28 protein-coding genes are annotated in these 26,960 nt (G+C 62.5%); 17 read left to right on the plus strand and 11 right to left on the minus strand.

The window, feature by feature from the left end; translation table 11 throughout:
- Nucleotides 1–30 precede the first annotated feature (30 nt).
- Nucleotides 31–1,149, minus strand: coding sequence for a DNA polymerase III subunit beta (gene dnaN, locus NKI31_RS09210; protein ID WP_352651297.1), 1,119 nt, complete (start codon nucleotides 1,147–1,149; stop codon nucleotides 31–33).
- On the opposite strand from dnaN, the gene NKI31_RS09215 reads away from it, so the two are divergent.
- A complete protein-coding gene (locus NKI31_RS09215) occupies nucleotides 1,148–1,423 on the plus strand; it encodes a hypothetical protein (protein ID WP_155922476.1) in 276 nt (91 codons plus the stop codon). The two genes, dnaN and NKI31_RS09215, sit on opposite strands and share 2 nt — an antisense overlap.
- A gap of 27 nt (nucleotides 1,424–1,450) precedes the next feature.
- Here the strand turns inward: NKI31_RS09215 and dnaA are convergent, their stop codons facing one another.
- A complete protein-coding gene (dnaA, locus tag NKI31_RS09220; protein ID WP_502899109.1) occupies nucleotides 1,451–2,923 on the minus strand; it encodes a chromosomal replication initiator protein DnaA in 1,473 nt (490 codons plus the stop codon).
- Between the two features lie 677 nt (nucleotides 2,924–3,600).
- Between dnaA and NKI31_RS09225 the strand changes: the two genes are divergently transcribed.
- Complete coding sequence (locus NKI31_RS09225; RefSeq protein ID WP_352651301.1) at nucleotides 3,601–3,816, plus strand: hypothetical protein; 216 nt, start codon at nucleotides 3,601–3,603, stop codon at nucleotides 3,814–3,816.
- 26 nt (nucleotides 3,817–3,842) lie between these two features.
- On the opposite strand, the gene rpsT is transcribed toward NKI31_RS09225, so the two are convergent.
- The 4 genes from rpsT to NKI31_RS09245 all read right to left on the minus strand — a co-directional run bounded on the left by rpsT (nucleotide 3,843) and on the right by NKI31_RS09245 (nucleotide 7,204).
- Nucleotides 3,843–4,109, minus strand: coding sequence for a 30S ribosomal protein S20 (gene rpsT / locus NKI31_RS09230; protein ID WP_023681995.1), 267 nt, complete (start codon nucleotides 4,107–4,109; stop codon nucleotides 3,843–3,845).
- 159 nt (nucleotides 4,110–4,268) lie between these two features.
- Nucleotides 4,269–5,042, minus strand: coding sequence for an enoyl-CoA hydratase (locus NKI31_RS09235; RefSeq protein ID WP_023681994.1), 774 nt, complete (start codon nucleotides 5,040–5,042; stop codon nucleotides 4,269–4,271).
- Nucleotides 5,043–5,082: 40 nt separating this feature from the next.
- Nucleotides 5,083–5,973, minus strand: coding sequence for a bifunctional DNA-formamidopyrimidine glycosylase/DNA-(apurinic or apyrimidinic site) lyase (gene mutM / locus NKI31_RS09240; protein WP_352651303.1), 891 nt, complete (start codon nucleotides 5,971–5,973; stop codon nucleotides 5,083–5,085).
- Nucleotides 5,966–7,204 carry a phosphopentomutase gene (locus NKI31_RS09245; protein ID WP_352651305.1) on the minus strand — a complete coding sequence of 413 codons (1,239 nt, stop codon included), beginning with the start codon at nucleotides 7,202–7,204 and terminating at the stop codon, nucleotides 5,966–5,968. Before NKI31_RS09245 ends, mutM begins: the two co-directional genes overlap by 8 nt.
- A 176-nt stretch (nucleotides 7,205–7,380) precedes the next feature.
- Between NKI31_RS09245 and NKI31_RS09250 the strand changes: the two genes are divergently transcribed.
- Complete coding sequence (locus NKI31_RS09250; RefSeq protein ID WP_352651307.1) at nucleotides 7,381–8,334, plus strand: PhnD/SsuA/transferrin family substrate-binding protein; 954 nt, start codon at nucleotides 7,381–7,383, stop codon at nucleotides 8,332–8,334.
- Between the two features lie 25 nt (nucleotides 8,335–8,359).
- Here NKI31_RS09250 and NKI31_RS09255 read toward each other — a convergent pair whose 3' ends face one another.
- The 3 genes from NKI31_RS09255 to NKI31_RS09265 all read right to left on the minus strand — a co-directional run bounded on the left by NKI31_RS09255 (nucleotide 8,360) and on the right by NKI31_RS09265 (nucleotide 10,216).
- Nucleotides 8,360–8,995 (minus strand): TadE/TadG family type IV pilus assembly protein, encoded by a 636-nt coding sequence (locus NKI31_RS09255; RefSeq protein WP_352510962.1) that lies wholly within the window; start codon nucleotides 8,993–8,995, stop codon nucleotides 8,360–8,362.
- Between the two features lie 25 nt (nucleotides 8,996–9,020).
- Nucleotides 9,021–9,638, minus strand: coding sequence for a TadE/TadG family type IV pilus assembly protein (locus tag NKI31_RS09260; protein ID WP_031196259.1), 618 nt, complete (start codon nucleotides 9,636–9,638; stop codon nucleotides 9,021–9,023).
- Between the two features lie 155 nt (nucleotides 9,639–9,793).
- Nucleotides 9,794–10,216: a pilus assembly protein N-terminal domain-containing protein gene (locus NKI31_RS09265; RefSeq protein ID WP_023681988.1), complete on the minus strand. Its 423-nt coding sequence runs from the start codon at nucleotides 10,214–10,216 to the stop codon at nucleotides 9,794–9,796.
- A 345-nt stretch (nucleotides 10,217–10,561) separates the two neighbouring features.
- Between NKI31_RS09265 and NKI31_RS09270 the strand changes: the two genes are divergently transcribed.
- The 9 genes from NKI31_RS09270 (at nucleotide 10,562) to NKI31_RS09310 (ending at nucleotide 19,671) form a co-directional block, all read left to right on the plus strand.
- On the plus strand, nucleotides 10,562–10,732 hold the full coding sequence (locus NKI31_RS09270) for a Flp family type IVb pilin (RefSeq protein ID WP_023681987.1): 171 nt from the start codon (nucleotides 10,562–10,564) through the stop codon (nucleotides 10,730–10,732).
- Between the two features lie 149 nt (nucleotides 10,733–10,881).
- A complete protein-coding gene (locus tag NKI31_RS09275) occupies nucleotides 10,882–11,400 on the plus strand; it encodes an A24 family peptidase (protein ID WP_023740760.1) in 519 nt (172 codons plus the stop codon).
- 205 nt (nucleotides 11,401–11,605) lie between these two features.
- On the plus strand, nucleotides 11,606–12,418 hold the full coding sequence (gene cpaB, locus NKI31_RS09280; RefSeq protein WP_023681985.1) for a Flp pilus assembly protein CpaB: 813 nt from the start codon (nucleotides 11,606–11,608) through the stop codon (nucleotides 12,416–12,418).
- Nucleotides 12,415–13,947, plus strand: a complete 1,533-nt coding sequence (locus NKI31_RS09285) for a type II and III secretion system protein family protein (RefSeq protein WP_023681984.1) — start codon at nucleotides 12,415–12,417, stop codon at nucleotides 13,945–13,947. Before cpaB ends, NKI31_RS09285 begins: the two co-directional genes overlap by 4 nt.
- A 14-nt stretch (nucleotides 13,948–13,961) precedes the next feature.
- Nucleotides 13,962–14,699, plus strand: coding sequence for a CpaD family pilus assembly protein (locus NKI31_RS09290; RefSeq protein ID WP_023681983.1), 738 nt, complete (start codon nucleotides 13,962–13,964; stop codon nucleotides 14,697–14,699).
- Nucleotides 14,700–14,753: 54 nt separating this feature from the next.
- The gene (locus NKI31_RS09295; protein WP_023681982.1) at nucleotides 14,754–16,037 is read left to right on the plus strand and encodes a CpaE/TadZ family protein; all 1,284 of its coding nucleotides are present in this window, start codon (nucleotides 14,754–14,756) and stop codon (nucleotides 16,035–16,037) included.
- A 29-nt stretch (nucleotides 16,038–16,066) separates the two neighbouring features.
- Entirely contained in the window at nucleotides 16,067–17,572 is a 1,506-nt protein-coding gene (locus NKI31_RS09300) for a TadA family conjugal transfer-associated ATPase (protein WP_023738191.1), read from the plus strand.
- A gap of 29 nt (nucleotides 17,573–17,601) precedes the next feature.
- Nucleotides 17,602–18,615 (plus strand): type II secretion system F family protein, encoded by a 1,014-nt coding sequence (locus NKI31_RS09305; protein WP_023703461.1) that lies wholly within the window; start codon nucleotides 17,602–17,604, stop codon nucleotides 18,613–18,615.
- A 39-nt stretch (nucleotides 18,616–18,654) separates the two neighbouring features.
- Nucleotides 18,655–19,671 (plus strand): type II secretion system F family protein, encoded by a 1,017-nt coding sequence (locus NKI31_RS09310; protein ID WP_023681979.1) that lies wholly within the window; start codon nucleotides 18,655–18,657, stop codon nucleotides 19,669–19,671.
- A gap of 113 nt (nucleotides 19,672–19,784) precedes the next feature.
- On the opposite strand, the gene NKI31_RS09315 is transcribed toward NKI31_RS09310, so the two are convergent.
- Nucleotides 19,785–20,606 carry a tetratricopeptide repeat protein gene (locus NKI31_RS09315; RefSeq protein WP_352510958.1) on the minus strand — a complete coding sequence of 274 codons (822 nt, stop codon included), beginning with the start codon at nucleotides 20,604–20,606 and terminating at the stop codon, nucleotides 19,785–19,787.
- A 237-nt stretch (nucleotides 20,607–20,843) separates the two neighbouring features.
- Between NKI31_RS09315 and NKI31_RS09320 the strand changes: the two genes are divergently transcribed.
- The 3 genes from NKI31_RS09320 (at nucleotide 20,844) to NKI31_RS09330 (ending at nucleotide 23,509) form a co-directional block, all read left to right on the plus strand.
- A complete protein-coding gene (locus NKI31_RS09320) occupies nucleotides 20,844–22,205 on the plus strand; it encodes a leucyl aminopeptidase family protein (RefSeq protein WP_352651312.1) in 1,362 nt (453 codons plus the stop codon).
- Between the two features lie 63 nt (nucleotides 22,206–22,268).
- The gene (locus NKI31_RS09325; protein WP_023669596.1) at nucleotides 22,269–22,619 is read left to right on the plus strand and encodes a MarR family winged helix-turn-helix transcriptional regulator; all 351 of its coding nucleotides are present in this window, start codon (nucleotides 22,269–22,271) and stop codon (nucleotides 22,617–22,619) included.
- Nucleotides 22,620–22,648: 29 nt separating this feature from the next.
- Nucleotides 22,649–23,509, plus strand: coding sequence for a C40 family peptidase (locus NKI31_RS09330; RefSeq protein ID WP_352651314.1), 861 nt, complete (start codon nucleotides 22,649–22,651; stop codon nucleotides 23,507–23,509).
- Nucleotides 23,510–23,651: 142 nt separating this feature from the next.
- Here NKI31_RS09330 and NKI31_RS09335 read toward each other — a convergent pair whose 3' ends face one another.
- Nucleotides 23,652–23,846 (minus strand): hypothetical protein, encoded by a 195-nt coding sequence (locus tag NKI31_RS09335; protein WP_352651414.1) that lies wholly within the window; start codon nucleotides 23,844–23,846, stop codon nucleotides 23,652–23,654.
- Between NKI31_RS09335 and NKI31_RS09340 the strand changes: the two genes are divergently transcribed.
- Nucleotides 23,754–26,243 (plus strand): ligase-associated DNA damage response DEXH box helicase, encoded by a 2,490-nt coding sequence (locus tag NKI31_RS09340; protein ID WP_352651410.1) that lies wholly within the window; start codon nucleotides 23,754–23,756, stop codon nucleotides 26,241–26,243. The genes NKI31_RS09335 and NKI31_RS09340 overlap by 93 nt on opposite strands.
- Complete coding sequence (pdeM, locus tag NKI31_RS09345) at nucleotides 26,240–26,956, plus strand: ligase-associated DNA damage response endonuclease PdeM (protein WP_023692555.1); 717 nt, start codon at nucleotides 26,240–26,242, stop codon at nucleotides 26,954–26,956. Before NKI31_RS09340 ends, pdeM begins: the two co-directional genes overlap by 4 nt.
- The last annotated feature ends 4 nt before the right edge of the window (nucleotides 26,957–26,960 follow it).

Raw genomic sequence — 26,960 nt, forward strand, 5'->3', positions numbered from 1 at the left:
ATCACTATGCTGCAGTGTGCCGCAGTGCGGCTACACCCGCATCGGCATCAGCACGTAGAGCGCGGTCTCATCGGCCATGTCGTGGATCAGCGTCGGCGAGCCGGCATCGGCCAGCATGAACTTGGCTTCCGTGCCGGTGAGTTGAGCAGCGACGTCGAGCAGATATTTGGCGTTGAAGCCAATCTCGATCGGGTCGGACGAATAGTCGGCCGCCAGCTCCTCGGTGGCGCTGCCCGAATCCGGATTGTTGACGGCAAGCGTCACCTGGCCTTCGGTGATCGAAAGCTTCACCGCGCGGCCGCGTTCGGAGGAGATGGTCGAGACGCGATCGACGGCGGCGGCGAAGCTCTGGCGGTCGATGATCAGCTTCTTGTCGTTGCCGGTCGGAATGACGCGCTGGTAGTCCGGGAAAGTGCCGTCGATCAGCTTCGAGGTCAGAATCACGCTGCCGATGGTGAAGCGGATCTTGGTGTCGGACAATTCGGTGGTCACCGCGACATCGGGATCGTCGACCAGCTTCTGCAACTCGCTGACCGTCTTGCGCGGAATGATGATGCCCGGCATGCCTTCGGACCCGGCCGGAGCGTCGATCTCGGCGCGCGCCAGGCGGTGGCCGTCGGTCGCCACCGAACGCAGCTTCAGCTTGCCGCCAGTTTCATGCGTGTGCAGGTAGATGCCGTTGAGATAGTAGCGCGTCTCTTCGGTGGAGATGGCGAACTGGGTCTTTTCGATAAGGCCTCTCAGGGCGACGGAATCGAGCCGGAAGATGTGTGAGAAGGATCCCGCCGAAAGCTCCGGGAAATCGGACTGCGGCAGGCATTGCAGGCGAAAGCTCGAGCGGCCCGACGTTACCGTCATGGCGTTGCCGTCCTCGTCGGTCTTCAGCATCACTTCGGCGCCGTCGGCCAGCTTGCGCACGATGTCGTAGAGCAGGTGCGCCGGAACCGTCGTCGCCCCGCCGCGCTCGACCTTTGCCGGCGTCGCTTCGGTCACTTCGAGGTCGAGGTCGGTGGCTTTCATTTCAAGGCTGGCGCCCTCGGCGCTGAGCAGCACGTTCGACAGGATCGGTATGGTATTGCGCCGCTCGACCACGCGATGAACGTGGTTGAGCGACTTCAGGAGATTGGACCGTTCCAGGATAACACGCATGACGAAACAGGCTCGCTTGAATGAATGGACGGGTCACCAGTGGGCGGCGCCCCGCGAAAGGTCTGAACAGGCTCAGAATCTATGCAAACTGACAGGAAAAAGCCAGCAAACGCAAGTCCGGGCCACCGGTTCGCGCCGGTTAAGCGGGCTTTCTGGGGATAAAGCGGACGTTGGCCGGCAACCGATGCATGTCGCCGAAAACTGCGCAGCGGTTTTGGGACAACGACATGCATCAAAACAAGAAAATTTAAAGCGCGACGACCGAATACTCTAACCCGGCGCGCTCCGTTTGCCGCGCCGATCAGGCTTGGTCGTTGATCAGCCTGCGCAACAGTTCCAGTTCCTGCGCCAGCGTGTTGTCGACGCCGGAAAGGTCCTCGATCTTGCGCACCGCATGCAGCACCGTGGTGTGGTCGCGCCCGCCGAACCGCCGGCCGATCTCCGGCAGCGAGCGCGGCGTCAATACCTTCGACAGGTACATGGCGACCTGCCTGGGCTTCACGATGGTGCGCGTGCGCCGGTTGGACAGCAACTCGGTCTTCGACACATTGTAGTGGCGCGCCACGATGCGCTGGATGTCCTCGATGCGCACCCGCTTCGGCTCGCCAGAGCGATAGATGTGGCCGAGGATTTCGTCGATGCGGTCGATGGTGATCGCCGGCTCGAACGACTGACGAAACAGCAGCTGGTTGAACGCGCCCTCCAGCTCACGACCGCTGCCGGTCACCGTGCGGGCGACATGGTTGAGGATCTCCTCCGAAATATTGAGCGATGCATCGTCAACCTTGGCGGTGGCAAGCCGAAGTTTGAGCATGCCGATGCGCATGGCGAAGTCCGGCGCCGACATTTCCAGCGCGACACCGCCATTGAGGCGCGAGCGCACCCGCGGTTCCAGCGATTCCAGTTCCGACGGCGGCCTGTCGGCGGCAACCACCACTTGCTTGGCGCTGTCGAGCAGCATGTTGATGAGATGGCAGAATTCGTGCTGGATCGACTTGCCCTGCAGGAACTGCATGTCGTCGATGATCAAGAGGTCGATGTCGCGCAGCTGTTCCTTCAGCGTCAGCGCATTGTTGTCGCGGATCGCGGTGGCGAAGCGCCACATGAAATATTCGGCCGTCAGATAGACGACGCGCGATTTCGGGTTCTGTTTCAGGGATTCGGCCGCAATCGCCTGCAAAAGGTGCGTCTTGCCGAGCCCGACGGTTGCATGAAGGAACAGCGGGTTGAAGCGCACCGCGCTCGACTGCGATTCCGCCACGGCTTTGGCTGCGGCGAAAGCCACCCGGTTCGACGGGCCTTCGATGAAGGAGCCGAACGTGTAGCGCGGGTCGAGCGGCGAGCCCAGCACATTGTGCCGGAATTCGCTCTCGATCGGCGTGCCGGGACGAGGGGCGGGCGCCCGCTCCATCCTGCCGGGGCCGACCGTGCCGGCCCCCAATGCGGTCTGCGTATGCTTGGTCATCTTGCGCGCCGGCACGACCTCGGGTTCGACGCCATTGCGGGCCGGACGGGTCGCGGTGCGCACGACCATCTCGATCTTGAGGATTTCGGGATCCTCGTGCTTCCACAGATCGGCGATGAGATCGAGATAATGGCCATTGATCCACGAGCGCAGGAAGGCCGTGGGCACCGAGATGCGTACAATGCCCCGGGAAGCCTCAGCCACCTTCATACGGCCGAACCAGCTCGAATAGACCTCGGTTCCCAGGCGCGCCTTCAACTGGGCCTTGACCCGGTCGAACTTCTGTTCCGCGTCGCTGGAAGCCACCATATCGTGCGCTCCGACCAATGTTCCGGGAAATGGCAGGTCGCCCGTAAGCTCCCGCTCGATGCCGCTCTGCATGATTGTGCGTCCCTTTTCCTTTGTACCTTTTTTCCGCCGGGAGTGCGCCTCCTGCACCCATGTTTCCGGCGACCGTATCTTCGCTACAACACCACCGCCGCCGCCGGCGGATGACGTTGCCTCGTCAGAATGGGATCGGTCCCGGCTGCTTAAGGCCAGTCCGTCCGACATGTTCGGGCAAAGCGGTGCTACCCGGCGAAAACGCCGGTGCGCCATCAAGCTGCCATGTACAATTACGCCAGTCCCCTATCGTATCGAAAAGGCAAGCCATACCCGTTCGCGGAATTGATCCACGTCATGAATTCTGCCACTGTTAGCTGGCCGATTCAGGCTGGGTTAAGGGCTAATGGCCCGTCCCTTTCGATAGATCGACATTACCGAAATCGCTGTGGATAGGGCAAGGCCACCTCTAACGGATTTTTAAGGAATCTGGTTAGTGAACAACGGTTCGGGCTCCGTGCTGGAAGCGCATATTTTGACAAAGCCATTGGGATTCAAACCCTTTTGCCGCGAATATGAAAATGGCTGTGCGGTTTGAAATTTTCTGAAATAATTCGCTTGACACCAACTTGCTGCCTGTCGCCCACAGGCGATGTGAACAAGCTGTGGATCACTTCCAGCAAGTCACTGAAAAATATCAGCAATTTGTGACAGCCAAATTTATTGGCGTGGGCCGTTTCGGCGGATTGGAATATCAGTGGGAGTGTATGTGCCGGCAAAGCATTCCGGACTCTGGAATGCGGCTCGGGCATGCTTTGCGGCCGTTCTTTTTAAGTGCTTGCCGGCAAACGAAAAAACCCGGCGCGATTGGCCGGGTTTGAAAGAACAACAGATCAGGAACGGTCAATCAGGCCGACAGCACCTTGAGGCGGTGAGCCAGACGCGACACCTTGCGCGATGCCGTATTCTTATGGATCACGCCTTTGGTCGCGGCGCGCATCAATTCCGGCTCTGCGGTCTTGAAGGCTTCCAGCGCGGCTGCCTTGTCGCCGGCAGCCAGTGCCTCTTCGACCTGGCGGACATATGTACGCACGCGCGAGCGGCGGTTCTTGTTGATCGCTGCGCGGCGGGCGATCTTGCGCGTTGCCTTTTTGGCCGAGGAGGTATTGGCCATGATGCCTCTCTTCTGATCTGGTGGGCGCATGCGGGATGCCGCAGGGCGCAAAAAACAAACGGGCAGCCAACGGCCGCCTCGGTTGGAGCGGCTTATAGTTCAGCTTTTCCGGCGCGTCAACGCCGCTTTGGCTTCTTTTTGGTCCTCGCCGCCGCCACTCTAGCGATTGGTGAAATTCGGCTTCCGCTTCTCGGCAAAGGCTGCCATCCCTTCCTTCTGGTCGTCGAGCGCAAACAGCGAGTGGAACAGCCGGCGTTCGAAGCGCAGTCCCTCCGCCAGCGTCGTCTCGTAGGCGCGGTTGACTGCCTCCTTGGCCATCATCACCGATGGCAGTGAAAACTCTGATATCCTGGCCGCGGCCTTCATCGCCTCCTCGATCAACTCGCCGGCCGGCACGACGCGCGAGGCCAGGCCGCTGCGCTCGGCTTCGGCGGCATCCATCATCCGACCGGTCAGGCACATGTCCATGGCCTTCGACTTGCCGACAAAGCGGGTCAGCCGTTGCGACCCGCCCATGCCGGGAATGACGCCGAGCGTGATTTCGGGCTGGCCGAATTTCGCCGTGTCGGCGGCAATGATGAAATCGCACATCATCGCCAGTTCGCAGCCGCCGCCCAGTGCATAGCCGGCGACCGCCGCGATCATCGGCTTGCGCGCACGGGTAAACTCTTCCCAGCCGACGAAGAAATCCTGCACATAGGCCTCCGCGTAGGTGACGGCCTGCATTTCCTTGATGTCGGCGCCCGCCGCAAAAGCCTTCTCGGAACCGGTGATGACCATGGCGCCGATGCCGGGATCGGCGTCGAACCCCTTTGCCGCCGTCAGCAAATCCGCCAGCACCTGCGCGTTCAGCGCGTTCAGCGCCTTGGGCCGGTTCAGCGTGATCAGGCCGACCTTGCCGCGCGTCTCGACGATGATGGTTTCATAGCTCATGGGCTGGCCTCCTGGTTGCGGCACTGAAGGACCGTCTAGCTTACCGCTGGCAGGTCCGGCAATAAAAGGTCGAGCGGCCGCTTTGCACGATGCGCTCGATGTGGCCGCGACAGCCGGGCGTCGGACAGGGCTCGCCTTCGCGATCGTAGACCGCGAAGGAATGCTGGAAATAGCCCGGCGACCCGTCTGTGTGCACATAATCGCGCAGCGAAGACCCGCCGGCGGCGATCGCATCGGCGATCACCGAACGGATTGCCTCGGCCAGTCGTTCGCTCTGTTCCTTGGCCTTCTTGCCGGTCCCGGCGATGGTGCCTGCCTCGCGCAATGGCGAAAGGCCGGCGCGCCACAGCGCTTCCGACACATAGATATTGCCGAGCCCGGCAATCAGCTTCTGGTCGAGCAGCGCCGCCTTCAACGGCGATCTGCGGCCCTTCAGCAGAGAGGCGAGCAGGGCGCCTTCCAGCGCATTGCCGGTCGGCTCGACGCCCAGTCCCGCCAGCATCGGATGCGCCTCGGCCAGGCCTTCCGCAAACAGCATGAAGCCGAAGCGACGCGGGTCGTTGAAGACCACGCGAGACTGGACGCCGACAGGCGACACGACATGGAACACCACATGGTCGTGCTTGGCATCCTTCGAGCGCTCTTGATGGAACGTGCCGGGCGTCTCTTTGTCATCAGCGGCCTCGATGCGGAACGAGCCCGACATGCCGAGATGGCAGATCAGCACGGGGCCACCGTCCAGGTGTATGGTGAGATATTTGGCGCGGCGGCCAAGCGCGATGACCGTCTTGCCGGTCAGCCGCTGCGCAAATTTCGCCGGAAACGGAAATCTGAGATCGGGCCGGCGCGCCTCGACGCGCACGATCCGCGCGCATTCCAGAACCGGCTGCAGGCCGCGCCGGACCGTTTCGACCTCGGGCAGTTCAGGCATGGCCGCCTATCGCCGCATGGAAGGAAGCGCCGTGGCGGCCGCGCGCCAGCTTGAGGTGTTCGGCGACCGTCTCGCCGATATCGGCGAAGGTGGTCCTGAGCCCGATGTCGCCGCCCGTGAGACCCGGTGCGATGCCGATGACCGGGATGCGTTCGCGCGTGTGGTCGGTGCCACGCCATGTCGGATCGTTGCCATGGTCGGCGGTGAGGATGAGCAGATCGCCCGGCTTCAGCTTTGCCAGTGCCTCGGGCAGCCGGCGGTCGAAGGCTTCGAGCGCCGCAGCATAGCCGGCGACGTCGCGGCGATGGCCGAACTCGGTGTCGAAGTCGACGAAATTGGCGAACACCAGGTCGCCGTCGCCGGCATCGTCCATCGCGCCCAGCGCCTTGTCGAACATTGCCATGTTGCCGGGCGCCTTGCGTACTTCCGAGATACCGCGGTGGGCGAAGATGTCGCCGATCTTGCCGACCGCGATCACCCGGCTGCCGCGCCCGGTCAAGCGGTCGAGCAGCGTCGGCTCAGGCGGCGGCACGGCGTAGTCATGGCGGTTGTAGGTGCGCTCGAACGTGGCTGATGTTTCGCCCAGGAAAGGCCGTGCGATCACCCGTCCGATCTTCAGCGGGTCGACCAGCCGGCGTACCGTCTTGCAGAACTCGTAGAGCCGCTCCAGGCCGAAATGAACTTCGTGCGCTGCTATCTGCAGGACGGAATCGACCGAGGTGTAGCAGATCGGCTGGCTGGTGCGGATATGCTCCTCGCCGAAGCGCTCGATGATCTCCGTGCCGGGTGCATGGCAGTTGCCGAGAATGCCTGGGACCTTGCCCTCGCGGATCATCGCTTCGGTCAGTTCGGCAGGGAAGGCGGGCACCTTATCGGGGAAATAGCCCCAGTCGAACCGCACGGGCAGCCCGGCGATTTCCCAGTGACCCGACGGCGTATCCTTGCCGCTCGAAATCTCCTGCGCGGCGCCGTGGAAGGCGGAGGTTGAAACGGCGGCTTTGCTGTCGAATTGGAAGCCGGTTGCGGTTTCTGCTGCGCGGCCGAGACCGAGCGAAACCATGGTGGGCACCTTCAGCGGTCCCTCGCGCAGGCCCTCGCGATCGGCGCGGGCTTCCGCGCAGGCCAGCGCGATGTGTCCGAATGTGTTCGAGCCGGCGTCGCCATAGCGTTCGGCATCGGCGGCGCCGCCAATGCCGAAAGAATCGAGAACGAAGAGGAAAGCGCGTGACATCGGTGCCGTCATTGCCAGTCTGGTTGACCAGACATAAGGTCCCGTCGCGGCATTGGCAAATCGTAAACCAGGCGGCAGCGGCCTGGCGCAATAGTCGCGAGGTCGGGCAGGCGCGCTGTACGCATCCTTGAGGCATGCGATGCGCTTCAAGGAAACGGTGTGCGGGGCATGGATCGATGAGACGGGCTGACCTCGGTTGGAGTGCACTAGCGACCACTGTAGCGCTCCTGGCCTCGCAGCTCGCCGCGCACGCCGACTGGCGCGACCAGATCGGCACGTTTCGCATCGGCATCGTTGCCGAGCCGGACGCCGGCAACACGGTTCCGGGTCTGGCCATGCTGACTGACGCCTACGGCAGGGCGCTCGGCATGAAGGTGGAATTCGTCGTCGCGCATGACTATGCGGCGCTGATCGAGGCGCAGGCCAATGGCCGGATTCAATACGCGGTCTATTCGGCGACCGCCTACGCCACCGCCTCGGAGCGCTGCGGCTGCGTCGAACCTCTTGTGGCGCCGGTCGACGCCGACGGTGCCACGGGCATCCGCTCCGTGCTTTTGACGCGCGACGGCAGGCTTTCCGATCTCGCGGCCCTGGAAACGCACCGCATCGCCATGGCGCCTTCCGACAATGTCGGCGGTTCGCTTCTACCGCTCGCCGGGCTGGCGGCCGACGGCATCAAGATCAGCCAGGATGCGCCATTCCTCGCTCATGCCGGCTCGGCTGCCGCCGCAGAAGCGATGCTGGTCGATGGCCAGGCCGATGCCTTGTTCGGCTGGGAGCGGGCCACGGCGGAAAACCGGACGGCGATTGCTGGCGATCAGCCGGCTGATCCGGACGGCACGGCGGCGCGACTGGAGGCGGCGGGCATTCCAGAAGCCGCGCTCCAGATCATCTGGACCTCCGGCGTGCTCAGATACGGCCCTCACGCCGTCCGCAGCGATCTTGACCCCGAAGCCAAACGCCGACTGACGGTCTTCCTCACCAATCTCAGATCGCAGTCGCCGGAAATCTACGATTTCGTGGAATCGAAACATTCGGGAGGGTTCACGCTCGCCGCTGCGAGTGACTATGCGATGGCCGCTTCCATCGTGCGCCTGGTGTCGGGCAGCACGGACAGCAGCGCGCAATGACCCGGGTTGAATGGGTAGAACTGCTTCAGCAATTGCTGCAGGGGATCGAGGTGGCCCGGCGCGGCCTGAGATAGTAGGTTTCGCTCATCGTTATTTTGCCTTCGTTGAAGGCCGAGATAAATCCGAGCGGCTTTTCGGCGCTTTCCGACCAGGAGATGATCGGTTCATATTTGAGAGTGGTTTTGACACGAATAAGGAAAGTCCCCGCAACGTTGAGCGTCGCCGGAACAGTTGTGGAGCTTGTCGGGTTGGAGTCGCGGCTCGTGACCCCATTCAGCACGCGCCAGGACCACGCCACCTTCGCCTTCGGTGTCGGGTTGCCCGGATCGGCTTCGATGTCGATTGCTGTGATGAAGATATCGGCGACTGAGCGGTTATAAGGCTGAAGGCTGGAGTTTCCGATCTTCATAATGTCGGTGAGATCTGCATTGACCACCGACGTTTGCTGCGTGACGAGGTCGGCAACCATGGAGCTGATGCGGCTGACCTTCTTGCTGGCCTCGATGGCTTGCGAGGCCTCCATGGTAACGAAATACATGATCAGCAGGACGGGCACGATGAGGGCAAACTCGACCGCCGCTATGCCCCGACGATCGGCACAAAACCGCGCCGCTCTCTTCCAGATAACCGATATCCCCGGATGTGCCCCCGCACGAAACATGCCCTTTTCCTTTGCTACACGTGCCTCAGTTGTCGAATGGCTCGTTTTGCCACGTTGCCGTTGCGTAATGCAGCGTCTTGCCGCCATCCATATTCGACATGTATTGAGCCATGAAATCGGTCATGACCGGCCAAGGGTAGAAAACCCGCAGCATGTTCTTTGATTCTGCCGGACCTATTGTGGGGGTCCCGAAAGCCGGGTCCTTGCCTGTATCCGGATCCTTGCCCGTCAGCGTGATGGTCGAGCCGGAAATCTTGAAACCCGCACTGGCTGCCCCGGCAAAGGTCTTGAACGGGCGCAGATCAACCAGCAAACCGGGGCAACCCTTGGCGACAATGATCTCGAGTCTGGCGCAGACCCTACCCTTTAGCTTCTCTTCCGTCACATCGGCTTGCCTCAACTGGCCAGTACGCAATTGACGGGCGATATCATCGGTGATGTTGGCCATCACCTCCTGTCCGGCAAATGAAATGCAGCTCTCGAGGATGGCGAAGACGAGAGCCGCAAACGGTAACGCAAGCATGGCGAATTCTATCGCCGTGCCGCCGCGCCGATCGCCAAGGAAACGACGGGCAAACGTCACGCGCCCTGCCTTGGCCTTGCAGATCTTGCGTCTTGAATCCTCGTCCAAAACGTCGCCCATATCCCGTTCCTGCCGATCCTGATGCGGTACCGTCAGCACCACTATCAAGAACCCATTTAGCTCCGGTTTGAATGACCGTTAAATTCGACCAGGCGACGTTAACCGGCCGCTAACCGACGCGGCTCTCCCCCAGACAATCAAGTCACCTGAGGCGCTTACTGCCCAGCGCTCATCTCGGCCTCGGACGACTTTTCCGAGTCGCTCTTGTACGAGCTTTCGCAATAGGGCGTGCAGGACATGGTCTGGACCGAGGCGCGCCTGTAGATACGCACCGACGACGCGTCCTGGCGCACTACGGTCACCTGCTCGTCGACGATCGGGCTGCCATCGTGGTCGAGGACAACCAGATTGGTCACGCCGAACCCCTTGCCCGTCAGCACGATCGTCGATGCATCCTGGACGGAGGCGTCGGCGATCGCCGGATTGCCGACGACGATGGTGTCGGCGGGGCGTGTCAGTTTGACGATCTTGGCCTGGTTCATCGTCACTTCGATGCCGGCTCCGGCCTTGGCCGGCAGCACGAAAGCCGGGACGGCGAGAAGCGCGACAAGCAGGAATGACGATTTCATGGCGGTCATCAAGGCGCTCCACAGCGGCAAAACTTGTTCACGGAACATGAAGGAGATTGGTGAACCAACGGTTAAACCCTTGACCGGCGCCGGGTATTCGCTCCAATCTTGCTGCCAGCTGATATAACAATGCGTCCTGCCGATAGCCGTGAAATTACAGCTTTTCACGGGCAGGCGAGCCACTGTCCAGCGTTTAGTTTACGGTTAACCACGCAAGCTGTTCGAAGCGGGAAAGGAATCGGTAAGGCTGTTTATTAAGCCGATTGAAAGAGCTTCTCCGTAGATTGGCAGCATCCGATCAACCACCACAGAAGTTGACGGAAGTGCTGTAACACGTGGAGTAGGAGCTCTCGAATGTCTAATCTCATCGCACGTTTCGCGAAGGACGAATCCGGCGCGACCGCTATCGAATACGGTCTGATCGCCGCTCTCATCGCGCTTGCCATCATTTTTGGCGCTGGTCAGCTCGGCAACGCCCTGAACAACAAGTTCATCGCCATCGCCGGTAAGGTGAGTGGTTCGTAATACCCTGGTTGCCTTAGAGATAGGGGCCGCCTGACTGGCGGCCCTTATTTCATCGCGTCGGGCGGTTTTGAGTAACCCAGTCTCATCGATCGTTAATCATATATGTCTAGGCTGAGGCTGGACACAGTTGGCAACAGGGTGTCGCGCCCATGCTCGAAGCGTTGATCTTCGTCATCTTTCCTTTTTGCATGCTCTTCGCCGCGATCTCCGACATGCTGTCGATGACGATCGCCAACCGCGTACCGGTGCTGCTGCTGGCGGTGTTTGCGCTGGTTGCGCCGCTGACGGCCATGGACTGGGCAACCTATGGCTGGCATTTCGCCGCCGGCGCCCTGGTGCTGGCCGTGACGTTCGGTCTGTTTGCACTCGGCGGCATGGGTGGCGGCGACGCCAAGCTGCTCGCCGGCACCGCCGTCTGGATGGGGTTCAACATTCACCTTGTCGAGTATCTCGTGATATCGACGTTCATCGGCGGACTGCTGACGCTCGCCATCCTTCTCTACCGGAAATCGCCGCTGGCGATTTACACCAGCCACAATGTATTCCTGCGCCATTTCGCCGACGACACGACTGGCGTTCCCTACGGCATTGCACTCGGCATTGGCGGGCTGCTGACCTATCCGGATTCACCCCTGATGGTTTGGGCACTGGCAAAGCTGGCGAACTGAAGCAGCAAGCAACCTTTGCCGCTCCGACATCGGTCTGAAAAGAGGCGGCTGGTCGCCCTTTCTGTCGTCGGAGCAAGGGTCCGTCCAATTTATGTAAACCTTGAATTAATCACGATCGTAAGCATTGCATTAACCTTGTTTTGACGATTGCCGCTGCAAAGTCCGGCCTGGCTAGGTGGTTGCCTAAAGGCGAGGGTTCGGACAGATGCCAGCATCCCGACTGATTATTCTGGGCGTGGCGGTGGCTGCGGCGGGTGGTGCAGGTTATGTCGCCAAGAATATGGTGGCGGTCCCGCCCCAGCAGGTCGTCGCCGATGCCCCGCAGGCGCCGGCCATTGCCTTGCAGGATGTGCTCGTGCTTTCCGGCGACGTGCCGATGGGCAGCCCACTTGAGAACAATCTCAGCTGGGAGTCCTGGCCGTCCGATGGCATCAATGCGAATTTCATCACCCGTGCCGCCGAACCCGAAGCGCGGGAGAAACTGAAGGGCTCCGTCGCCCGCATGGCGATGTACACCGGTGAGCCGCTGCGGCGCTCCAAGCTGATCGGCGAGGGGCAAAGCTTCATGTCTTCGATCCTGCCCACCGGCATGCGTGCCGTCGCCACCGCGATCTCGGCTGACACGTCGGCAGGCGGGTTCATCCTGCCCAACGATTTTGTCGACGTCATCATGACCCGCAGATCCGACACCGGCAACGGCGGCAGCGGATTCACCACCGAGACCATCCTCAAGAACATCCGCGTCCTGGCGATCGATCAGACCATCCAGGAGGACGAGGAAGGCAAGAAGACCAGGGTCGGACAGACGGCGACGCTGGAGCTGACGCCGCAGCAGGCCGAGATCATAACCGTCGCCCAGCAGATGGCCGATCGCCTGACGCTGGCGCTGCGCTCGATCACCGACAACAAGGAAAAGGGTACCGATGAAGCCGACTACCTCGTTTCCGGCAGTGGGCGGCGCGGAACGGTGCGGTTGATCAAATCGGGCGAAGTTTCCGAAGTAGGGGCAAGGAAATGAGGTTAGTCGCTAAACTGCCGGTCACCATGGCTGCAGCCGTCGGCCTGCTTTTCCTCGGAGCCCATGCAAGTGGCCTCGGCGACGCCAAGGCCGCCGGAAAGAGCGTCGGGGTCACGGCCTCGACCGCCACGCAACGTGTCAAGCTCGGCCTCAACAAATCGGTCGTCATCGATCTGCCGAGCGACGCCTACGACATCCTTGTCGCCAATCCCGCGGTCGCCGATGCGGTGACCCGCACCGCAAGGCGCATCTATCTGTTCGGCAAGTCGGTGGGCGAAACCAACATCTTCGTCTTCGGTCCCAATGGCGAGCAGATTGCCAGCCTGGATCTGGCCGTCGAACGCGACGTCGCCGGATTGGAAGACTACCTCAAGCGCTTCCTTCCGAATGCCGAGATCAAGGTCGAATTGCTGAACGACAACGTCGTCCTGACCGGGACGGTGGATACGCCGCTCGATGCCAAGCGCGCCGTCGATCTGGCAACCATCTTCGTGTCCGGAGGTGAAGCGACGACGGGCCAGTATTCGCAGACCGCGGCCGGCGGCAATGCCAATGGCGGCGTCGACATCAACAACCCGGATGCCGAACGCCGGGTCTCGAAGATCGTCAACCTGCTACAGATCATCGGCGACGACCAGGTGACGCTGAAGGTGACCGTGGCCGAAGTCAGCCGCTCGGTGATGAAGCAGCTCGGCGTCAACATGGTTGGCAGCGGCAGCATGGACGGCATCGCTTACGGTGCGCTGAGTTCGCCCAACTACGGTTTGGGAAAGCCGCTTTCGCAGAATTCAGGCTTTAACTTGGGCGGCAGTGGCCTCAAAGCCTACATCAATGCCATGGAGCAAAGCGGCGTCATGAAGACGCTTGCAGAACCGACCCTCACCGCGGTTTCGGGCGAGAAGGCAACGTTCAGGGTCGGCGGCGAATTCAATCTCATCACGGCACGTACGAACAACGTTTCGACCGACAACCAGACCGGCCAGGTCACCTACACCAACGAAAAGCTGGAATACGGCATAGGCCTCGAGTTCCAGCCCGTTGTGCTGTCGGCGGGTCGGATCAGCCTCAAGGTCAGAACATCGGTTTCGGAGCCGACCTCGGAAGGTGCTACCACCCTGGAAGGCGGCGGCAGCTTGCCCGGCCTGACGCTTCTGTCGATCCGCAAGAGACTTGCCGACACCACCGTCGAATTGCCGTCGGGCGGTTCGATGATGATTGCCGGCCTCGTTCGCGACGACGTCCGCCAGGCTGTATCGGGCTTGCCCGGCCTGACCAAGATCCCGGTGCTCGGCACGCTATTCCGCAGCCGCGATTTCGTCCGCAATGAAACTGAACTGGTCATCATCATCACGCCTTATCTGGCTCGGCCGGTGGCGCGCAACGACCTGGCTAAGCCGGACGACAATTTCAATGCCGCCGGCGATGGTCCGGCCATGTTCCTTGGCCGCGTCAACCGCGTCTACGGCACCATGCAGACCGACAAGCCCAACGGCCGCTACCACGGCGTTGTCGGCTTCATCTACAAGTAAGCGGGGAAGCGGACATGTCTCAGTCAGCATCAAAGGTACTGGCGATTGCCGCAACGGCATGGTCTGGCCGTGGCCGGATCCGCCGATCGGCAATGCCGATCCTGGCGGTCGCGATCGCCGCCTCGCTTGCCGGTTGCGCTAAGCGCGACAGCATCACGGTTGGGGCGATTCCCGATGATTATCGCACCACGCATCCGATCGTAATTGCTGAGAAGAACCAGAAGCTCGACCTCCCGGTCGGCGCCGGCGATCGCGGCATGACCGGCTCGCAGCGCGACACGCTTCTGGGCTTCCTCGACGGTTACGACAAGAGCGCTGCCCCGGCGCTGACGATCGCAACCCCGATCGGCTCGGCTAATGAGGTCGCGGCGACTGCCGCGGCGCGCGATTTCGCAAGGCTGGCGGTTGCCAGCGGCATCAAGCTAAACCGGATCGTGGTGACCTCCTACCAGTCGGTTTCCCCGGAAGCGTCGGCGCCTATCCGCGTTTCCTATATTTCGGTGAGAGCCCAGACCGACAAATGCGGGCGCTGGCCCGAAGACATCCTCGAAACCTCCGAAAACAAGCACTACGCCGATTACGGCTGCTCGTCTCAAAACAACCTCGCCGCGCAACTCGCCAATCCGACCGATCTGCTCGGGCCAAGAAAGTCGTCCGACATCGACGCCGAGAACCGCGGCGCGGTGATCGACGTCTACCGCGGCAGAGGTATTTCGGACGAGTTCCTCGGCAATTCGGAAGTGACGTACTAGGAGCGCCGGTCCCGCGTAGAGACCGGAAGAGAAGTCACGGAAAAGAGCATGACAATGAGCAATCTTGCCTACGATACGCCCGTAGACGGCGGCGACAGCTCGCAATTGGATATTGCCGCGATGCAGGCGCTGCGGCCGGTTCCGCGTATTTCCATCCAGGCATTTTGCGAGACGGAAGGTGTCGCGCATCCGGTGGAGCGGGCCGGCGAGGATCGCCGCATGGCCAAGGCGCATCTGAAAGTGCATATGGGCGGCATCGCCACGGCGATCGAATTCTACCAATCCGCGCCGACGCCGAACCTCATCCTTCTGGAGTCGCGCAGCGAACCGAAGCAGTTGCTGGAGCAGCTTGCCCAGCTTTCAGAATATTGCGATCCCTCCTCTAAAGTCGTGGTGATCGGCCACTACAACGATGTCGGTCTTTACCGCGAACTCATCCGCTTCGGTATTTCCGAATACGTCATCGCGCCCGTGTCGATGGCCGATATTGTCTCGGTGGTTTCGTCGATCTTCGTCGATCCGGAAGCCGAGCCGATCGGCCGCTCGATCGCCTTCGTCGGCGCCAAGGGTGGCGTCGGCTCCTCGACCATCGCCCACAATGTGGCGTGGGCGATGTCATCGCTGTTCAAGTCGGAAGTGGTCGTCGCCGATCTCGACCTGGCTTTCGGGACGGCCAACATAAACTTCGACCAGGACCCTGCGCAAGGCATCGCCGAGGCCGTGTTTTCGCCCGAACGCGTCGACGAGGTTTATCTCGACCGTCTGCTTGCCCAGTGCGCCGAACATCTGTCGCTGCTCGCCGCGCCCTCCACCCTCGAACGTGTCTATGATTTCGATCCCGATGCCTTCACGCAACTCATCGATACCGCCCAGCGCAGCGTGCCGCTGCTGGTGCTCGACGTCCCCCATATCTGGACGGGCTGGACCAAGAACACACTGATCAAGGCCGACGAGATCGTCATCACTGCGACGCCGGAATTGGCCAATCTGCGCAACACCAAGAATCTGGTCGATATGCTGACGCGGCTTCGCCCGAACGATCCGCCGCCGAAACTGATCATCAATCAGGCCGGCGTGCCGAAACGGCCCGAGATTTCCGCGTCCGACTTCGCCGAGCCGCTCAGCCTCACGCCGATGTCGGTCATCGCCTTCGACCCGTTGTTGTTTGGAAATGCCGCGAACAACGGCCGCATGCTGGGCGAGATGGATCCCAAGAGCCCGGTCGTCGGCATGATCAACGAAATCGCGCACGTGCTGACCGGTCGCAGCGAAATCAAGGCCAGGAAGAAGGCAGGCCTTGGCGGCCTCCTCGGCAAGCTCTCGCGTAACAAGAAATGACGCTTCTCAAGCGAAATTGGTAGTCGATCATGTTTGGAAAAAGAGGCTCCGACGACGGCGGCCGGTTCACCCCGGAGTTCCGTCAGCCAGCGTCAGCGGCGCCGGCTGCTGCAACGCCTGCGGACATGGCGGTACTTGCCCGACCCCCGGCAGCGCCGCCGCCGGGAGCGCTGGCAACGCCGCCAACTCGCCGTGCCGTTGAGGCGCCGTCGATGGCGCCGGAGCCGCCAAAAAAGATCCAGCGCGAAAAAAGCGAAACCTACTACGACACCAAGAGCCAGGTCTTCTCCGCACTCATCGACACCATTGACCTGTCGCAACTTGCGAAACTCGATCCCGAGAGCGCGCGCGAGGAAATCCGCGATATCGTCAACGACATCATCGCCATCAAAAATTTCGCAATGTCGATCGCCGAGCAGGAAGAGTTGCTCGACGACATCTGCAACGATGTGCTAGGCTACGGGCCGCTGGAGCCGCTGCTCGCCCGCGACGATATCGCCGACATCATGGTCAACGGCTCCAAGAACGTCTACATCGAAGTCAACGGCAAGGTCGAACAGACCGGCATCCGCTTCCGCGACAATCAGCAGCTGCTCAACATCTGCCAGCGCATCGTCAGCCAGGTTGGCCGCCGCGTCGACGAATCGAGCCCGATCTGTGACGCCCGTCTTCCTGACGGGTCTCGCGTCAACGTGATCGCGCCGCCGCTCTCCATCGACGGCACCGCGCTCACCATCCGCAAGTTCAAGAAGGACAAGCTGACGCTCGATCAGCTGGTCAAGTTCGGCGCCATCTCGCCGCAGGGCGCCGAGATACTCAAGATTATCGGCCGCGTCCGCTGCAACATCGTCATCTCCGGCGGTACCGGCTCCGGCAAGACGACGCTGCTCAACTGCTTGACCAACTATATCGACCGCGAGGAACGCGTCATCACCTGCGAGGACTCGGCCGAACTGCAACTGCAGCAGCCGCACGTGGTACGTCTCGAAACCCGCCCGCCCAATCTCGAGGGCGAAGGCGAGGTGACCATGCGCGACCTGGTCAAGAACTGCTTGCGCATGCGGCCCGAACGCATCATCGTCGGCGAAGTGCGCGGACCGGAGGTTTTCGACCTGCTGCAGGCGATGAACACCGGCCATGACGGGTCGATGGGAACGATCCACTCCAACAGCCCGCGCGAATGCCTGAACCGTATCGAATCGATGATCGCCATGGGCGGCTATTCGCTGCCGCAGAAGACCGTGCGTGAAATCGTCGTCGGCTCCGTCGATGTCATCATCCAGGCAGCACGCCTTCGCGACGGCTCGCGCCGCATCACCCACATCACCGAGGTGATCGGCATGGAAGGTGACGTCATCATCACGCAGGACATCGTGCTCTACAACATCAAGGGCGAGGACTCGAACGGAAGGCTGCTTGGCGAGCATGTGTCGACCGGCATCGGCCGTCCGCATTTCTGGGATCGCGCCCGCTACTATGGCGAGGAACAGCGCCTCGCCAATGCTCTGGAATCGATGGAGAAACGCGCTGACTAACGCATATCCAGGCGTGGGGACTGAGGTCGATGTTCGGAATTGATACCACCGTACTGGCGTTCATCGTGCTCGCCGGCTTCAGCGCCGGTGCGGTCGCCTATGCCTTCCTGTTCACCAAGATGAGCAACGAGAAGCAGGCCGGCAAGCGGCTCGAGACGATCAAGGCCGCCGAGACCGATCGTTCGGTCGTCAAGGCTTCGCGCGACCGTGTCGCGGAGGCGGTCAAGCGGCGTAAATCTGTCCAGGACACGCTGAAACAGCTCGACGAAAAGCAGAAAACCAACGAACTCGCCGTCAAGAAGCCGCCGTTGAAGGCCCAGATTCGTCAGGCCGGCATGCAGGTCTCGATCGAGCGTTTCTATATCTACTCCGTCATTTGCGGCATCGCGCTGACGGTGCTCGCCTATCTCGCCGGCGCGCCGCTACTTGTCCTGCCGGGTACGCTTCTGGCCGGCGCGCTCGGCCTGCCGCGCTGGTTCGTCTCGTTTCGCCGCGCGCGCCGGGTCAAGGCGTTCCTCAACGAATTTCCCAACTCCCTCGACATCATCGTGCGCGCCGTCAAATCCGGCCTGCCGCTCAACGACGCCATTCGCCTGATCGCCAATGAATCGCCGGAGCCGGTCAAGACCGAGTTCCGCCGGATCGTCGATTCGCAGCAGGTTGGCATGTCCATCCCCGACGCCACCTTGCGCATGGCTGAGACCATGCCGTGCAGCGAGGCAAGTTTCTTCGGAATCGTTATCCAGATCCAGTCACAGGCCGGCGGTAATCTCTCCGAGGCGCTAGGCAACCTTTCGCGCGTGCTTCGCGATCGCAAGAAAATGAAGGCCAAGGTCCAGGCGCTGTCCATGGAAGCGAAGGCGTCGGCCGTCATCATCGGCGCGCTGCCTATTGTCGTCGCCCTTCTCGTCTATCTGTCGAGCCCGAACTACATCATGCCGCTGTTCACCACCAGCACCGGCAATCTGATCCTTGGCTGTTCCGGCGTGTGGATGTCGATCGGCATTCTGGTGATGCGCAAGATGATGAACTTTGAAGTTTAGGCCCACCTTGGAAAGCTCGAACGAAAAGACTGAAAACGGATGACCGACCAAGTCATAAAATCGCTGACCGATCCTGCCTTCCTGATCGCATTGCTGGTCGGCGTTGCGGTGTTCGCGACCGTCTTCACGTTGCTGCCGGCGCTTGGCGGCAATCAGCTCAAGGCGCGCATGAAATCGGTGGCGCTGGAGCGTGACGAATTGCGCGCCAAGCAGCGCTCGCGGCTTGCCAACGAAGCCGATCGCCGCCGCAAGGGGCTGCGCGAAGAGCAGTCGATCGGCATGCGCAACATCGTCGACAGGCTCGACCTGCGGCGTGCGTTGGCCGATGAAGGCACGTTGCAGAAGCTCAAGGTGGCGGGCTTTCGTGGCCAAAACCCGCTGACGCGCTTCCTGTTTTTCCGCCTGATCCTGCCGTTTGTGGGTTTCGCGCTGGCAGCGATCTATCTGTTCGTGCTCGGCGGACTGCCTGACCGGCCGGCCTTCGCGAAACTGTTCGTCTGCATTCTCGTCGCCTACGCCGGCTTCTACGCGCCGATCCTTTACGTCAACAATCGTGCCGCCAAGCGCAAGCAGTCGATCCAGGCGGCGTGGCCGGATGCGCTCGACCTGATGTTGATCTGCGTCGAGTCGGGCATGTCGGTCGAGGCTGCCTTGCGCAAGGTCTCCGAGGAGATCGGTTCGCAATCGGTGGCGCTGGCGGAGGAATTCGTGCTGACCAATGCCGAACTCTCTTATCTGCAGGAACGCAAGCAGGCTTATGAAAACCTGTCGGCTCGTACCGGCCTGGAATCGGTGAAGTCAGTGTCCCAGGCACTGGTCCAGGCGGAACGCTACGGCACACCCGTGGCGCACGCATTGCGCGTGCTGGCCGCGGAAAGCCGCGACATGCGCATGAATGCAGCCGAGAAGAAGGCCGCCGCCCTGCCGCCGAAGCTTACCGTGCCGATGATCCTGTTCTTCCTGCCGGTTTTGTTCGCCATCATTCTGGGCCCAGCCGGCATTCAGGTCAGCCAGCGCGGCATCTTCGGCGACCAGCACAATTCCTCAAGCCAGTAGGCCTCGTTGCAGCCATACAAAGAGCCGCACTGCCAATGCAGTGCGGCTCTTGGTTTTCAGCGTTGATGCGTGGACGGATTTTGCGCTGTGCGGAGCCGGCGCCCATGCGGCGCTCAGTTGGTCGCCGCCTTTGCCTTGTCCTGATCCTTGAGCTGGCTCCAGGCGTTCTGCTGGGCAAGCATCTGGCGAAGATAGGCTACATTGGCTTGCGCCTGTTCCGGCGAAAGCTCCTGCGAGGCGATCTTCTCGGCCTCGTCGAAGCGGCCCTGCAGTCCCACGACCAGCGCAAGGTTCTGGCGCACCCGGCTGTCGGCATTCGGTTGCTGGGCTGCCGAGCGCATATAGGTCTCGGCGGTGCGCAGATCGCCTTCCAGCACATAGGACATGCCGAGATTGGAAAGGATCGAGGGTTCGTTCGGCTTGAGGTCCAGCGCCTTGCGGTAGTTCTGGCGCGCTTCATCCTTCTGGCCAAGCTGGTCGAGAATGGCGGCCTCGGCCGACATCAGCCGCCAGTCCGGATATTCCGGCGTCTGCGCCCGGCGCACGGCGTCGAGCGCCGGCTCGAACTGGCCGTTGGCGGCCAGCGCCTTGCCGTAGGCGGCAAGCACGTCGCGATCCTTGGGGTAGGCGATCGCCAGCTTGCGCATCACGGCAAGCGACTGGTCGGCATCGCCGTCCATCTGGAGCGCCGCCGCAAAATTTGTCGCCAGCCGCTTGTCGTTGGGGTTCTTTGCGTAGGATTCGCCGAGCCGCCCGGTCGCCCCGTGCAACTCGCTGGCCGACATGGTTTCCAGCGGTTTGCCGCTGGTGCGCCCGATCGAGCCGGTCGTGAGCTTGCTGGTTCCGCACCCCGCAGCACCGGCCGCCAGCGCCATCAGCAGCGCTGTGGTGACCAACCGTTTGCCCGTGACGTTCATCCTTCGGCTGGTGGGCATCGGCACGGGGCTCTCCATTCTGGGCGTGGCCATTCACGTGGCCATCTTCATCCCTGCAGAAATATTCTGTTAACCCTAACGGACAGTTAAAAAGCGAGCCGTCGGATCGGTGAACGGCCCGCCGGAAGCCACTGACCTGGCACGTCCCATGCCCGGCTCTGTGCATAGATGTTGAAATCATTCGACGTCCCTGTCACTTGACTGAGGACGATCTGCAAGCCTCCCGGAGACCATCGGATGCCCGTCGAACTCGTCGAGACACTAAACACTGCCTTGCCGATCCATCTGGTCGCGAGGGATGGACTGGAGGCCTTGGGGCTTTCGCCTTCCACGATCGCATGGGCGGCCGCCAACGGCTTTTCCGGCGAAGCCGGCAGGACGCTCGCCGTCCCGGGCGACAACGGTTCCCTTGCTGGCGCCTTGTTCGGCGTCGGTGACGGCGAGGGCGCGCTGGCCGTCGGCATGCTGGCGAGAGCCTTGCCGGAAGGCGACTGGCATTTTGCCGCCGCTCCAGCCGAGCCGGAACTCGCGGTCATAGCCTTGGTGCTCGGTGGTTACGTCTTCACTCGCTACGGCAAGAAATCAGGCAAGGCGCTGCGTTTCGCGCTGCCGCTCGGCGTAGATCCAGGACGTGTCCGGGGCATCGCCGACGGCGTCTTCCTGGCGCGCGACCTGGTCAACACGCCGACCAGCGACATGGGACCGGACGAGTTGGAGAAGGCCGTTCGGACCCTGGCGGCCACTCACAAGGCCGAGGTGTCGGTGATCAAGGGCGATGATCTCCTGAAGCAGAATTTCCCGATGATCCATGCGGTCGGCCGCGCCTCGGTCGGCGCGCCGCGCCTGATCGACATGGTCTGGGGACCCGAAGGCGCGCCGAAGGTGACGCTGGTCGGCAAGGGTGTCTGTTTCGACACTGGCGGCCTCGACATCAAGCCTTCGTCGGGCATGCTCTTGATGAAGAAGGATATGGGCGGCGCCGCCAATGTGCTGGGCCTGGCCTCGATGATCATGGCTGCCGGGCTGAAGGTCCGGCTGCGTGTCCTGATCCCAGCAGTCGAGAATTCGATTGCCGGCAACGCCTTTCGGCCTGGAGATGTACTGACCAGCCGCAAGGGCCTCACCGTCGAGATCGGCAACACCGACGCCGAAGGGCGGCTGGTGCTGGCCGATGCGCTGGCGCTGGCCGATGACGAGGAGCCGGAACTGCTGATCGACATGGCGACGCTGACCGGGGCAGCGCGTGTCGCGCTCGGCCCCGATCTGCCGCCTTTCTACACTGGCGACGAAGTGCTGGCGTCCGAACTGGCTGCGGCCTCCATGGCCGTCGAGGATCCGTTGTGGCGCATGCCGTTGTGGCGGCCCTATGACGCCAGGCTGGCGTCGAAGATCGCCGACATCAACAACGTCACCACGGACGGTTTCGCCGGCTCGGTCACCGCGGCGCTGTTCCTCAAGCGCTTTGTCGAACGGACAACGGGCTGGGCGCACTTCGACATCTTCGCCTGGAACCCGTCCGATCGCCCCTATGGACCCGCCGGCGGCGAGGCGCAAGGCATCCGTGCACTGGAGCGGGTCATTTCGAGGCGCTATGCCTGAGGCCCTGAAACCGGCCACCAAAACTGAAACGGAACCGAAACAATTTCCCGTCATGCTCGGTCGATGTCGATTTCGATGCGTCCGAGCCAGGCGATGCGACTGTGGCAGCAGGTGATGCTGTCGCAGGTGCGCGCCGGCGCGCCAGATCTCACCATGCGCCAGACGGCGATCCTGTTCACCATCTATCTCGACCCGCCGCCGCACACGGTGCGCGGTCTAGCCGCCCGCCTCAATGTCACCAAGCCGGTTATCACCCGCGCGCTCGACACGATGGGTGCGCTGAAACTGGTGTCACGCCATCGCGACGAGCTCGACAAGCGCAATGTGCTGATCCGGCGCACGGTCGAAGGCGCGCTCTTTGTCGAGCGCTTCGGGGATGGTATCGTTGCCAGGGCTCATGAACTGCCCATCTGATCAATCCATGAATTAGAACGAGTACCGATTTGACTGCCAGGGATGCCCGCCTCCACGCCTTCCGTTCCGACCTCGCCGATGCCAGGCTGAAAGGGGAGGTGTCGGCCGATCGCTTCGTCACCGGCCGTCCGGCCCGGATCACAGCCTCCGTGGCTGACGTGCGCAAGGCACCGCGCCCGGATGCCGGCGTCAACACGCAAATTCTGTTCGGCGACGATGTGCTTGTCTTCGAGGAAGCCGAGGGATGGGCCTGGGTCCAGGCCGAACGTGACGGCTATGTCGGCTACGTCGGCGCCACCATGCTGGGCGCACCCGAGCATGCGCCAACCCACATCGTCACGGCGCCGCGCACCTTCCTCTATCCTGGCCCGGATCTGCGCTTCCCGATCAGCGGCCAATTGTCGATGGGCTCGACGGTGACGGTAACCGGTGCCGCCGAAACGCGCGGCACGCACTATGCGCTGTTGCCCTCCGGCGAGGCGCTGATCGCCGGCCATATTTGCCCGGTCAGTGACATCGCCGCCGACTATGTCTCGGTCGCCGAGATGTTTCTCGGCACGCCCTATCTCTGGGGCGGCACCGCCGGCTTCGGCATCGACTGTTCGGGCCTTGTGCAACTGGCCATGCGCATGGCCGGCCGCAATGTGCTGCGTGATTCCGACATGCAAGCGGCAGGCCTCGGCGAGCCGCTCGATCCGGGATTCGATTATGCCGGACTGAAACGCGGCGACCTGGTGTTCTGGAAGGGCCATGTCGCGATCATGACCGACGCCGAGACAATGATCCACGCCAACGGCCACACCATGCTGGTCTCGAGCGAAGGGCTGAAGGATGCGGTTGATCGGATTGGGTATCTGTATGGCGGGCCGACTGGGTTTCGGCGGCCCTAGCGCCTCTTCCTCGCCCGTTCACGGGGAAAGGTGCCCGAAGGGCGGATGAGGGGCGACGCCAGCGACTGAAAGGTCGCGCTGCGCCTCACTTGCCGGCCGGCATCCCTCTCCCCGTAAACGCGGCGAGGGATAGCTCGGCCGATCACCTTTTGTTCCGATTTTCCTTGGCGATCGCGCGCCGTCGCGCTACCTCTTTCGCGTGACCGAGCAGCCGCGCCTTGCCAAACAGAACGCCGCCGTCCTTCTGCCCGAGCCATTCATCAGATGGTTTGGCGAAAAAGGCTGGTCGCCGCGCGCTCACCAGATCGAGCTGCTGGCGAAGGCTCAAGCCCGGCAATCGGTGCTCTTGATCGCACCGACCGGCGCCGGCAAGACGCTGGCCGGCTTCTTGCCATCGTTGACCGAACTGGCCAACCGCCCCAGACGCAAAGCCAGTATGGCACGGCGCGGCATCCATACGCTCTACATCTCGCCGCTGAAGGCGCTGGCCGTCGACATCGAGCGCAACCTCGGCAAGCCGGTGGAGGAGATCGGCCTGCCCGTCACCATCGAGACGCGCACCGGCGACACGCCTTCCCACAAGCGACAGCGCCAGAAGCTGGCGCCGCCCGATATCCTGCTCACCACGCCCGAGCAATTGGCGCTGCTGACTGCGGCGGGCGATGCCGGGCGCTTCTTCGAGGATCTGCGCTATGTCGTGCTCGACGAGCTGCATTCGCTGGTGACATCGAAACGCGGCCATCTGCTGGCGCTCGGGCTGGCGCGGCTGCGCAGCATCGTGCCCGGCCTGCAGACGATCGGTCTGTCGGCAACGGTGGCCGAGCCCGACGAATTGCGGCGCTGGCTGGTCAGCCAGAATCCACCGGGAGACATGGCTGAACTCATCGTCGTCACCGGCGGCGCGAAGCCCGAAATCTCGATCCTCGATTCGGAAGAGCGCGTGCCATGGGCCGGCCATTCGGCGCGCTATGCGACGCCGGAAATCTATCGCGAGATCAAGCGCCACAAGACCACCCTGCTGTTCGTCAACACCCGCAGCCAGGCCGAGCTGCTGTTTCAGGAATTGTGGCGGGTCAACGAGGATACCTTGCCGATCGCGCTGCATCACGGCTCGCTCGATGTCGCCCAGCGCCGACGCGTCGAGAAGGCGATGGGGGAAAACGCGCTCCGTGCCATCGTCGCCACCTCGACGCTCGACCTTGGCATCGATTGGGGCGATGTCGATCTGGTCGTCCATGTCGGCGCGCCCAAGGGCGCCAGCCGGCTGGCGCAGCGCATCGGCCGCGCCAATCACCGCATGGACGAGCCGTCGAAGGCGATCCTGATCCCGGCCAATCGTTTCGAAGTGCTGGAGTGCCGGGCAGCGCTGGACGCCAACTATCTGGGCGCCCAGGATACGCCGCCGCTGGTCAATGGCGGGCTCGATGTGCTGGCCCAGCATGTGCTGGGCTGCGCCTGCGGAGCGCCGTTTCGCCCCGACGATCTCTACGAGGAAGTGCTGACAGCAGCGCCCTATGCCAGCCTCGACCGGCCGACATTCGACCGCGTCATCGATTTCGTCGCCACCGGCGGCTACGCACTGAAGAACTACGAGCGCTACGCCCGCATCCGCCTCAACAAGGACGGCATGTGGCGGGTCTCCAATCCGCGCGTTGCCCAGCAATACCGGCTGAATGTCGGCACGATCATCGAGGTGCCGGCGCTCAATGTGCGTTACGTCAAGGCCGGCAGCAAAGGCTCGGCTTCGCACGGCGGCCGGGTTCTGGGCAAGATCGAGGAGGCCTTCCTCGAAACGCTGACGCATGGCGACACCTTCATGTTTGCCGGCAAAGTCCTGCGCTTCGAAGGCATCCGCGAGAACGAATGCTTCGTCTCGAATGCGCCGGGAAGCGACGCCAAGGTGCCTTATTATGGCGGCGGCAAATTTCCGCTTTCGACCTACCTCGCCGAGCAGGTGCGCGCCATGCTGGACGACCCGCAGCGCTGGAAGAAGCTGCCCGAGCAGGTGTCGGATTGGCTGCGTTACCAGGCCGACAAATCGGTATTGCCCAAACGCGACGACCTCTTGATCGAGACCTTTCCGCGCGGCAACCGTCACTATCTCGTCGCTTATCCTTTCGAGGGCAGGCTGGCGCACCAGACGCTCGGCATGCTGCTCACCCGCCGGCTGGACAGGGCCGGCGCCAGGCCGCTTGGCTTCGTCGCCACCGACTACGCATTGGCCATCTGGTCGCTGGGCGATATGGGCGCGATGTTCAAATCGCGGAAACCTTCGCTTGGCGCTCTGTTCGACCAGGACATGCTGGGCGACGACCTCGAGGCTTGGCTGGCCGACAGCTGGCTGCTCAAGCGCACCTTCCGCAACTGCGCGCTGATTTCAGGCCTGATCGAGAAACGTCACCCCGGCCAGGAGAAAAGCGGCCGCCAGGTCACCGTCTCGACCGATCTGATCTATGACGTGCTGCGCAGCCATGAGCCCGACCACATCCTGCTGCAGGCGACGCGCGCCGACGCGGCGACCGGTCTGCTCGATGTCAGCAGACTTGCCGACATGCTCTCGCGTATCCAGGGTCGAATCGTGCATAAGGCACTCGAACAGATATCGCCGCTGGCCGTGCCGATCATGCTCGAAATCGGCAAGATGCCGGTGAACGGCGAGGCCGACGAAACGCTGCTGATGGATGCCGCGACTTTGGTCGAGGAAGCCATGGGTCCTGGGATGGTTGAGGAATGAATTTTTCGCTGGCGCGGGCATCGCTGATCGCCGAGGCCGACTTTGTCGGCATCGCGGGCGAGCGCGCGATCTGTGATTCGCGCGGCGTGCTCTATTTCCCCGATCTGAGGCTGCTCGCGGTCTCCGACCTGCATCTGGAAAAGGGCTCGTCCTTCGCCAGGCGCGGCGCACTGATCCCGCCCTACGATACCGGCGCCACTCTGCTCCGGCTGCAGGCGGTAATCGCGGACTACCAGCCGGCCATCGTCATCAGCCTGGGCGACTCCTTCCACGACGGCGGCGGCGCCGAGCGCATGCATCAAACCTTCCGCGATCGGCTGGAAGCATTGATGGCCGGCCGCGACTGGTTCTGGGTCGCCGGCAACCATGACCCGGAAGCGCCGGCGGATTTGCCCGGCGAGACGGTGCGCGAACTCGCCATCGGCTCGCTGCTGTTCCGCCACGAGCCGTCGAAGATAAGAACCGAGGGCGAAGTTGCCGGCCATCTTCACCCTTGCGCCCGCATCGTCCAGCAGGGCCGCTCGGTGCGGCGGCGCTGCTTTGCCGGCGATGGCGGCCGCATGATCATGCCGGCCTTCGGCGCTTATACCGGCTCGCTCAACGTGCTCGACCGCGCCTATGCCGGCCTGTTCCGCCGCGAGACGTTGATGGCCTATATGATGGGCGCCGCGCGCATCTTCGCCATTTCCGGTTCGATGCTGCGGCCGGGCTGAGTTT

The organism is Mesorhizobium sp. M0659, from assembly GCF_040320605.1.
GTDB lineage: Bacteria > Pseudomonadota > Alphaproteobacteria > Rhizobiales > Rhizobiaceae > Mesorhizobium.